Annotated in this window: 7 protein-coding genes; 2 read left to right on the top strand and 5 right to left on the bottom strand. The window is 43.5% G+C overall.

Annotated features, from left to right (window positions below; all coding sequences use genetic code 11):
* On the bottom strand, positions 1–863 hold an 863-nt coding region (locus AC29Z1_RS07710; RefSeq protein WP_488270878.1), incomplete at its 3' end, for a [Fe-Fe] hydrogenase large subunit C-terminal domain-containing protein.
* A gap of 275 nt (positions 864–1138) precedes the next feature.
* Between AC29Z1_RS07710 and AC29Z1_RS07705 the strand changes: the two genes are divergently transcribed.
* Positions 1139–3706, top strand: coding sequence for a PAS domain S-box protein (locus AC29Z1_RS07705; RefSeq protein WP_488270877.1), 2568 nt, complete (start codon positions 1139–1141; stop codon positions 3704–3706).
* Positions 3703–5163: a sigma-54-dependent transcriptional regulator gene (locus AC29Z1_RS07700; RefSeq protein WP_488270876.1), complete on the top strand. Its 1461-nt coding sequence runs from the start codon at positions 3703–3705 to the stop codon at positions 5161–5163. The genes AC29Z1_RS07705 and AC29Z1_RS07700 overlap by 4 nt, the downstream gene beginning before the upstream one ends.
* Positions 5164–5309: 146 nt before the next feature.
* Here the strand turns inward: AC29Z1_RS07700 and AC29Z1_RS07695 are convergent, their stop codons facing one another.
* The 4 genes from AC29Z1_RS07695 to dcuC form a co-directional block, all read right to left on the bottom strand.
* Positions 5310–6314, bottom strand: a complete 1005-nt coding sequence (locus AC29Z1_RS07695) for a GNAT family N-acetyltransferase (RefSeq protein WP_488270875.1) — start codon at positions 6312–6314, stop codon at positions 5310–5312.
* Positions 6315–6582: 268 nt separating this feature from the next.
* Positions 6583–7812 carry an aminopeptidase gene (locus AC29Z1_RS07690; RefSeq protein ID WP_488270874.1) on the bottom strand — a complete coding sequence of 410 codons (1230 nt, stop codon included), beginning with the start codon at positions 7810–7812 and terminating at the stop codon, positions 6583–6585.
* 173 nt (positions 7813–7985) lie between these two features.
* A complete protein-coding gene (locus tag AC29Z1_RS07685; RefSeq protein ID WP_488270873.1) occupies positions 7986–9290 on the bottom strand; it encodes an amidohydrolase in 1305 nt (434 codons plus the stop codon).
* Positions 9291–9341: 51 nt separating this feature from the next.
* Entirely contained in the window at positions 9342–10595 is a 1254-nt protein-coding gene (dcuC, locus tag AC29Z1_RS07680; protein ID WP_488270872.1) for a C4-dicarboxylate transporter DcuC, read from the bottom strand.
* Positions 10596–10807: the final 212 nt, after the last annotated feature.

Below are 10807 nucleotides of genomic sequence, written 5' to 3'. Positions count from 1 at the left end.
GGCTTACCCTGCTTTACCCGCTGGGCGTATTCATCTAAATAATGATACACATGCCCCGGCCCTTCGATCTGCCGTATCCAGGCATCTTTTGCATGAAATTCAACATTCTCCCGAAGGCCGCCCGGACGGCTGTAGGTCAAACCTAAACCGCAGCCGGCATCTTCAAACTCAGCCTCTGGATAATTAGCCAAATTTACGCCGTTTTTTTGCAGATATTCTTCCAGCTTGCTAAAGGTTACATTATAATGCACCAAGCCGTCAGTATTCTTTTCATGTATCTCATCAATTTTGCCGATACAAGGCGACAAAAAGGCCAGCTTATCATTAACATGTTTATATTTCTTCAAGTAAATCGCCGTACACATCATCGGACTATGAATAGGGGCTAGGCTGTTTATAAGTTCGGGACGAAATTTTTGCACATAATTAACGATGGCCGAACAAGGTTGCGCGATCACAGAACGTAAGTGCATTTCTTTAATGGCTTTCAAGTAGGCCCAGGTAGTAATATCTGCACCATAGGAAACATCATAAATCGTCTTAACACCCAAGGATTTTAAATACCCGAGCAAGCGTTTATAATTGTTAAAATTAAAACGCACGGCTGGTGCGGCTATAACCGTAATCCTTGTCCCGTGCTTAAGATCGGCAAAAAATCTCTCGGTATCGTCGGTATAATCCCTAGCTTGGTGATCACAAACATCCAGACATTCACCACAGTGAATACAGCGGTTCTGATCCACCCTGACTTTGTTATTACCATTCACCACATAGGCGATATTGGCTTTTGTCGGACATTTAGCGATACATTTATTACAACCCATACACAGATCTTCTTTGGTCATTAAAATATCTCTCTCCATAAAGACCACCTTAAGTATGTTATTTTTATCACTTTCTTCCAATTATTATGTTATCGCAATATAATACCCGAGTCAAAGCATGTTTTCAGCAAATTATGACAACTTAATCGCTTTTACTTAAATTAGTTTACATTTGTTATGTCTTTACCATATTTTCTTTATATTTACTGAAAATGTATATCAGCTCTATTAGACAAAATGCCCTGATTGCTAATTTTCTTTCAAGGATTATGACGAGATACCGCGAATAAAGCTATTGAGGTGTTATTGTGAATATGACTGATCTCGTAATTACAGCCATGCAATTATTAGAAAATACAGGTGCTATGGCAGCAATACTTTTGCTTTGTTTGCATTGGTTTCCTTTGGCAATGTACCGTACTGGCGCAGGTATTAATGTTTCCGGGGTACTGCTTTTTTCGCTGCTTGCCCTAGTTGCTACCATCCCCGTACTGCAAACAGAAAGTTTTACCGCAAACCTCGGCATGGTTGCTATCTTGTTAACGGCTATTCATGTAGGTATTATTGAAACCGCACTGGTAGGCTTAGTCACTGCGGTAGCATTTCTAATACTCGGCAGTACTCACTGGCTGCCCTGGGCAGTAGGAGCGCCTTTTTGCGGACTGCTTACGGCATGTTTACTCAAACTTTTCGGCAACTCCCTTACATGCCGAAGGCTAGGACTGGCAACCCTATTTGCTTGCTTAGGTTCGCTGGCATATTTATATATTTTCTTCTCACCGAATGATAGCGCCAGCGGACTAACATCCCGGGGTTTTGACTTTTTGCTAATCATTATTGGCCATATTGCCGCCACCTTACTATTGCACAGGCTGATTATTTTTCTGCAAAACCATCGAAGCTTTACTGAACTCCTGATTGAAGCCGAAATCAAATATCGCAGTTTAGTAGAAAGCTCGCTGGCTGGAATTTATGTGATTCAAGGAACCAAACTGGTATATGTCAGTCAGGGTTTCGCGAACATCACCGGCTACTCCCGCTCACACTTACTGTCTATTACCAACATTTATGACTATATCCACCCAGATGATAGAAATCTTTTTCACGAACATATCACCAACAGGCTAACCAATCAACAAGAACCTGTTACCTATGAACTTAGGTTATTAGCGCAACCTGGCAGTTATCGCCATGTAAAAGTCCAAAGTAGTTATTTTGAAATTAATGAAAAGCCTGCCATTATTGGCACAATGACTGACATCACTGAACAAAAACAGGCCGAACAGGCTTTACGCGAAAGTGAAGAACTGTTCCGATATCTGGCAAATCATATCCCGTTTATGGTTTGGATGGAGGACAAGGAAGGCCATTGCGTCTTTGTTAATAAACAATGGCAAGAATATACAGGCCTTACCTGGAAAGATGGTAGCGATATTTCCTGGGATAGCCGGTTTCATCCCCATGAGGTACAATCAAGCAAACTGACTCGCAGCCGGGAAAAGTTTGATTTGGAATGTCATATGCTGCGTCATGACGGCGAATACCGCTGGACTCAAGTTATCGGTATTCCCAGGTATAATCCGGATGGTTCCTTTGCTGGCTATATCGGTTGCTGCCTAGATATCCACGACAGAAAGGAAGCCGATAAAGTATTACAGCAATCCTATCGGCGTTTGGAAAAAAACATCGAAGAACAAACCCGTCAATTAGCTAATGCCAATGCGACACTGGCCCAGGAAATATTTACAAGAAGAGCAGTAGAAAAGCGTTATCGTCAACTGTTTAACAGTGTACAGGACTTTATTTTTGTTTGGAAAATCACTCCCCAGGGACTACCTGGTCGAATTATCGAAGTCAATGATATTGCCTGCAGCCGGCTAGGCTATAGCCGCGACGAATTGCTATCCATGTCGATGCTGGATACCATGTCGCCCCAAGGACAGGCCATTGCTTCCGCCCAGATGGAAAAGTTATTAACTTCACGCCAAGCTATTTTTGAATTTGACCATGTGACTAAGGACAAAAAACCCATTCCATCAGAAGTCAATGCCCATATATTTGCCCTTAACGATGAACTTGTTGGACTCTGTATATCCCGAGATATTTCTGACCGAAAACAAGCTGAGGCTGAACTGCTTGCAGCCAGAAATCGTATCAGCAGAACCGAAAAGTTGGCTTTTTTAGGTAATATGGCAGCAGGTATAGCCCATGAAATCAATCAGCCACTTAATTCCATCAAAGTAACTGCCGATAGTATTTTGATGTGGTCTAAAGAAGGACGTACGTATCAGTTTGAAGAGTTTTTGGAAGACGTGCAGACCATCTCAGAACAATCGGCTAGAATTGCCAATATCATTAATTATGTCCGTGACCTGATCCGCACCAGTCAGCAAAGCACTAATCAGCGTTTTAGCCTCACCAATGCCATTACCAATGCTATCAAAATGTCTTTCTCTCAGGCAGATACTGCGGATATCACCTTAACGCTGAAGCTAGCCGAAGACCCGCTGGAAGTCTATGGATCACTGGCACATATGGAGCATGTGTTTCTTAATCTTATCAATAATGCGATAGAAGCCTTAACCAATTTGCAGCAGCCGACAAAAGAAATTAAAATTGAAACCTATCTGGAAGATAAAATTATTGTGCAAATTTCGGATAATGGTCCAGGGATTGATGAGAACCTTCAGAAAGAAATATTTACTCCGTTTTTTACAACCAAAAATAATGGTATGGGGCTGGGATTGGCCATTGTCAAATCGGTGGTTACCTCTCATGGTGGGCAAATAACCATCAATAATAATGAACAAGGTGGAGCCACTTTCCGACTTACCTTTCCCATCATCGAAGCAGATAACCAAAAGGAGGATTATGCTAGTTGAATATCCTATTAGTTGATGACGATACTGGCAGCCGGACGTCGGTAAGTAAATTTCTGCGCAAACAAGGACATCAAATAACAGAGTGCAGTAATGGTGAAGAAGCGCTAACAGCTTTTTTATCCGGTAACTTCCCGATGATCTTAACAGATATTAAAATGCCTGTCATGTCTGGCATCGATTTACTTAAAAAGATTAAAGACATGCCTTGCGGCACTTATACCGACATTGTATTATTTACCGGTCATGGTTCCATGGAATCTGCCATCGAAGCCCTGCGCATGGGTGCTTTTGACTATTTGTTAAAACCGATCAATATTCAAGAATTATCGATTATTATCGAAAAGGCAGCCGAACATCAAGCATTACTACGCGAAAACCGGCGCCTCACCGACCATTTCGACCAAGAAGTACAGGCGGCCACACTGGAAACCGCCAAAGAAAATTCTCGTTTACGTATGCTGGCGGCGAAAGCGGAGGGCATTGGGGAAATCGGTCTCTTTGGCCCCGCTATGCAGAATATCTATAAGCAAGCTCTCATGTATCATCGCGACCGCTCTATTCCGGTTTTAATCCAGGGTGAAACTGGCACAGGCAAAGAAATGATTGCCAAACTCATCCATTACGGTAATTTTGATGAGCCGGCCACTCCTTTTGTGGATATTAACTGTGCGGCACTAACACCCAGTTTGTTTGAAAGTGAACTATTTGGGTATGAGGCAGGCTCCTTTACTGGTGGTCTTACAAAAGGGCAAAAGGGCAAATTAGATTTGGCGGCAGGCGGTACCTTATTTTTGGATGAAATTGGTGAAATGCCATTAGAAATGCAGGCTAAACTCCTCCGGGTACTACAGGAAAAAGAGTATTACCGGGTTGGCGGTTTAAAAAAAATTAAATCCGATGTGCGCATCGTGTGTGCTACCAATATTAATCTAAGCCAGGCAGTTGAGGAAGGTAAGTTCCGCCGCGACCTATACTACCGCTTAAATGTAGGACAAATTTTTCTCCCCCCCTTACGAGAACAAAGTAACAGCATTATCCCGCTTGCCAATATGTTTCTTCAACGTTTTGCCAAACAAAAAAATAAGCGTTTTAGACGCATTAGCGATGAAGCCGCTAAAGCCCTGCTCAACCATTCATGGCCGGGAAATGTCCGTGAATTACAGAATGTGATCGAATGGTCAGTATTTATGTTTGATGATATAGAACTGAAACCAGAACATCTGCGAATAACAACTGGAGGAAACAATTGCCTTTGTCCTGATGTGAAAGCGAATTTAATCATGCCGTCACTGCCAATCACCCTCCCGCCAGAACCATTTAATTTGGAAGAATATGTAGATCAGATTATTTTTGCCGCTCTCGCCATGCATAATGGCAATAAGTCAGCAACAGCTTCTTATCTTGGTTTGTCCCGACGCGCCCTCTCATATCGTTTAGAAAAATTGTCACAAAACTAAATAACAACATATCAACAACCCCTTGTGATTACCGTGGCAATCATAAGGGGTTTTCACTGCAAAATCGGCAAAAGGGTTCTGATACCTGTTTCCCGGTTTCAGAACCCTTTTTGCTAAATTAACGATTCACTGCGCAAAAAGCATGGCTACGCTTTCAGATATCCCTTGATAATGGAATCCTGAATAATATAATTTACCAACTGTCCCAATGGAGCGGCTATATCCTTAGTGTGTTTATTGCGCTCTCTGACTTGGCTGCTGGTAATACCATTTTCTTTCCACGATTTTCCGCTGGTATTATAATGCAATAGCAACGGCTGAAGCTTGTCCAGTGCATCTGCCAGACGTGCCTCCATACTTTCCTTTTGCTCAAACTCATCCCATAGCGCTCGCAGCTCTTGCGCCTGATCGGCAGGCAACAAGCCAAATAGCCTATCAGCTGCCGCCTGTTCTCTAGAAGTTTTGTCAACCCCTGCCTGCACATCATAGCAATACGCATCACCAGCATCAATTTCCACGATATCGTGGATGAGTACCATTTTGATCACTTTGAGGACGTCTATCTGACAGCTGGTTACATGTTCCGCCAATAGCATGGCCATAACCGCCAAATGCCAAGAATGCTCGGCATCGGTTTCGTGACGTTCACTACCAGTAACTACATTCCGGCGGTAAATATTTTTTAATTTATCTACTTCCACAATAAACCGCATTTGCTGTGCTAACCGTTCCCCAATGGAAATACCCGGCAATTCGCGGCGCATAACAACATACTGTATTCCGTCCCGCTCATATTCATGACCTGTTGGGCGCAGGCCAAATTTTTGATAAAACGCCGCCTTATCCTTTCTGGCATTACACCATATTGTTTTTGCACCATTAACTGCAGCCAAATCAATGACATATTGCAATAATTTCGTGCCATACCCCTGTCCTTGAAATTCTTGGGCTGTAGCAAATTTACGGAATTGAATTTCACCCTCGCACTCAAAGGTTGAAAGTACACTTATCAATTGATCTCTGTCATATAAACCATAATGTGTACCTACATGATCGTCAGCTAATTTTACATGGGCAAGCTCTTTACCAGGCCACAACACTTTTTGCCGCAGTTCCCACGTCTGAGCTGCATCAATAATTTTTATTTCCATCGTGCTCTCCCCATTTCTTCTTTGTTTTCATTGTAACATCATTAAAAACTGCATACAACCTGCTCCAAAATGGATATCATTTTTCCGCTCAGAATCTAAGATCTCGGCTGCTTGGACCCAGTCACCTAGATGGCACAGAAAAAAAATTCAGTCATGTCTCGCAACAGTATATCGTTACATTCTGGTAGATGTAAACATGGCCATATGCCGATAACCATTCGGACACATGACCATATTCTATGGAAAGTGCAGATAAATTTTCTAATACTTACTCCGCAAAATTACCGTTTTTAAATACTGGTATTGTCTTATCGTCAGCCGTAATCCCTGTAATCTCAAGATCGGCAGTGCCAATCATAAAATCAACATGAACCATAGAATCATTTACACCAGCTTGTTCTAATTGCTCTTGATTCATTGTCACACCGTTTTCGATACATATAGGGTAAGCCTTGCCAATAGCAAAATGGCAGGAGGCATTTTCATCAAACAGGGTATTGTAGAAGAGGATATTAGAATTGGAAATTGGCGAATTGTGCGGCACAAGTGCCACTTCACCGAGATAATGCGAACCTTCATCGGTTTCCACAAGCTTTTTAAGAACCTCATACCCCTGCTCGGCTTTAACATCGATAATTCTCCCGTCTTTAAATGTAAGTGAGAATGTATCGATGATAGTCCCATTGTAGTTTAAAGGCTTAGAACTGACAATTGTTCCATTTACACCGGTTTTTTTCGGTAAAGTAAATACTTCTTCTGTTGGCATATTGGCGACAAATTCAATCCCGTCGGTGGTATGCTCCGGTCCGCCCAACCAGATATGACCATCAGGTAATTCAACCGTCACATCTGTTCCCAGTGAATTTTTATAATGCAGCGCTTTAAATCTGCGAGCATTTAAGTTATTCATACTGGTTTTCAAGGCCCGGCTATGCTCCTGCCAGGCAGCAACCGGGTCCGGCGCGTCTACCCGCACGGCCTTTATAATGGCTTCCCACAGTTTCGCAATCGCTTCCTCATCTGAAACCTCAGGAAATACTCGTTTAGCCCAGGCAAGCGTGGGCACAGATACAATACTCCAGGCATTTTTATTGCTCATAATATGTTCCCGATATTCTTTAAGCGCAGTATTGCTGGCTTTTTGTGCTCTAACCACCCTGTCTGGATTAACGTCTTTTAGCAGTTCAGGATCAGAAGCGGCGATACTTACAAAAGCAGCTCCTTTTCTTACATAAAAGAGATAAAAATCCTTTTGCCAGTCTGGAAATTCATCAAAAATTTCTTCAGGAGCATGCAAAAATTTAATTTTTGTCGACAATTCATCCCGCCAGTTCATAACTACCTCACGCGCACCTGCTTTATAGGCAGTTTCAGCAATAATCCGGGCAAATGGGGCGCATTCCAGTGGTGAAGTTATAACCAGTGTCTGCAGAGGCTGAAGGTTGACCCCGGTTGTAATAACTAGCCGAGCATATTTTTCCATAATTTGTTCATTCATTTGTCCTACTCCTTTCAAATAAAAAGCTAATAGTATGTAGCATTAGCACAGACTGTTTGCTTTATCCGCTGATAATCTTGCTCAGCAAACAAGTCTTACTGCATTATAATACTATCTGATTCCAAATAAAGAACCTGAACCTAATGGTTCAGGCCTTTTGAGTTGTACTCTGTTTACGCTTGTAGCAAATCTGCTGCCGTAGCACTCAGTAGAGCCACCGCTTTCGTTAGTGCTGATTCATCAAAATCAAAACGAGAGTCATGGTGTCCGGCAGTCAATCCAGCTCCAACCATAATATACACGGCTTTACCGCCACGCTGCTGCACCCGTTCCATAAAATAGGTACAATCCTCACTGGCGCCAAAATAGCAGTTAGGCATGATTTCTGTAAAAATCCCCAAGCCTTGCGCAACCTTTTCGATTTTCTCCGCCAGCCAAAGATCATTCTCAGCGCCTGCCGCTCCGCCCATCTCACGGGTTTCTACCTGTACCCCGTACATATCGGCAGCCGCTTTAATAATCCGCTGTGACTCGGTAAACATGTATTCATTGAGCAGGCTGGTTGTGCCACGCGTCTCCAGTTTAATAATTGCATTAGCCGGAAGCACATTACGCCCGGTACCTGCTTCCATTTGGCCAACATTAATGCGGGTAGGCCCTTGACTATGTCTGGCAATAGCATGTAAATTCAGCGCCGCCGTAGCTGCTGCTAATAGAGCATTACGGCCAGCTTCCGGCGCCGCACCAGCATGTGCAGGAATACCGGTAAAAATCGCATCCAGTTTCGTGGTTGCCAAAAAACCTTCTATACGACAAGCCAATTGGCCTGTTTGTTTGGTATTGAACCCCAGGTGCAGTCCTACAAAGTAATCCACATCATCGGCCACACCTTTAACCACCATGGCTCGGGCACCCCGTACCCCCTCCTCGGCTGGCTGGAAAATAAGTTTAACCGTACCACAAAGCTGATCTTTTACTGAGGCCAATATCTCAGCAACAGTTAAGCCAACCGCGGTGTGACCATCGTGCCCGCAAGCATGCATAGTCCCTCGGTTAACTGATGCAAATCCTTCGGCAAACGGCCGATGATTTGCATCTTCAGCTTCCACAACATCATTGGCATCCATGTCAAACCTAAGACCAATGGTCGGCCCCGGTTTGGCGCAGGTGAGCACACCTACAACCCCGGTTTTTCCTCCTTGCATCTTGGCAATCCAGTGTGGATTCGCCCCTTGTTCCAACGCCCGTTTAGTATGCCGCTCAAGCTCAGTTGCTGACGGCACCCCCATCATGGCTCCGGCATCAATGGCTTCGTCACCGACAAACACCTGATACCCAAGCGCAGAGAGGGTGTCGGCAACTATTGCCGCTGTACGGAATTCCGTCCAAGCAGATTCAGCATATTTATGAAAATCCCGCCGTCTGGCAATTGTTTTTTCTGCAAGCTGTTCAGCTAATACGACAAAGTTTACTCCCATATATGCCTCCAAATACTAAGTTTATGCTCAACTGGTTATGCAGTCACTATGCTACAGTAAAACAATCATTGTCGTAATTGCTGCCAGAATCATCGCCGGTGCATTACGTTTGGTCAATTCAATCGGGTTGACTTTGGCCAAGCCAGCACAAACAATAGCCGCTCCGGCAACCGGTGACATGGAACGTCCCAATGCACCAACCACCTGAGCCTGCTGTCCCATCTCAATAATACCAAACCCAAACTGAGGAGCATGCGGCGTAATGGCTCCATTAAACGCCAGCGTTGCAGCATCGCCTGAACCAGATAGTACTGCAATAATAAACGGCCCAAAGGTTGCAGCTAGTTTAGCAATACTTTCTGAATGTTTCATAGCCTCAATCAAAGCACCGGTAAGTCCAATGAGTTTCATTCCTTCGTTAAAAACAGCAGCTGCTACTATAATACCCACAACACTGCCAAAAGCATCCCCCATACCGGCAAAAAACTGCTTAGAAATTTCCTGTGCATTCGTCCAGGTAACAACAAAACCAAGTAACACCCCAAAAAGCATGGCCTGAGGCACAGTTACTTCTGGAATAAGATGTACTTGCTTACTGCCTAATACCAACAATACCAGTGGCACAATTGGCACCATGGCTTTAATAATATTTACTTTGAATTCACCCAATTCCTTATTGTCAATAACTGACTGGGCTTCAACATGATGTTCTTTACGAATATAGGCAACCGCAGTCAAGGTCACCACCACCACTGCCAGAGCCGCTAAATCAGCCGGAGTTAAGACAGCAATTACAGTCATAACATCCGTATTAGCTAATTTGGCAACAAACGGATTGTGAGTAGCACCAGGACTTAATGTACTTCCCCAAGTTCCTGCCAGTACAGCGCTGCCAGCTAAAGCTGGGTGAACCCCTGCACCAATCAGAGCTGGAATCATAATCGCGCCAACGGCAGCAGCACAACCGGCCGCACTGGGTAAAGCAATATTAATAGCAAAGGTAATAACGATGGTACCAGGAATTAAAATGGCTCGGAAACGAGTTAACCCGCCTGCTAACAAATGAACCAGATGGGCGTCACATTGAGTTAGCTTCATAACGTAAGCAAAACCCATAACTGTACAAATAACAGTAACTAAGGTAGGATTAACCATGGCTTTGCCAAAAGCGTCAATAGCCTCAAGCGGCTTTCCGGAAAGCAGCGCCATAAGAAGACCAGAAATGAATAAAACCATTCTCGTTTCATAACGCTTAATAATTGCGACAAAAGTAAGTAAAACAATAAGAGCACCTAACCAGATCAAACAATTCCCCTCCATTTTAATTTATTATTACACATAACGTGTAATTTGTGACAATATATGTTCTTCATACAGGTACTCTTATCCTGCTATTTGTGAAAAAATTTTCATAATAATCCTTTGCCAAAGCCTGTTGACGCTACCACTACGCAAGCAAGTTGAGGGGCTGTCGCGTTAAGACAGCCCCCAAATAGAAAAAACTGCAACCAGTTACT

Source organism: Sporomusa sp. (genome assembly GCF_057736855.1).
This window is presented reverse-complemented; position numbering and strand designations above follow the sequence as displayed.

What these genes read in the sequence shown, in the direction of transcription:
- AC29Z1_RS07705 (WP_488270877.1), top strand. Translation starts at nt 1,139, where the DNA reads ATGACTGATCTCGTAATTACAGCCATGCAATTATTAGAAAATACAGGT.
- AC29Z1_RS07695 (WP_488270875.1), bottom strand. Translation starts at nt 6,314, where the DNA reads ATGGAAATAAAAATTATTGATGCAGCTCAGACGTGGGAACTGCGGCAA.
- AC29Z1_RS07690 (WP_488270874.1), bottom strand. Translation starts at nt 7,812, where the DNA reads ATGAATGAACAAATTATGGAAAAATATGCTCGGCTAGTTATTACAACC.
- AC29Z1_RS07685 (WP_488270873.1), bottom strand. Translation starts at nt 9,290, where the DNA reads ATGGGAGTAAACTTTGTCGTATTAGCTGAACAGCTTGCAGAAAAAACA.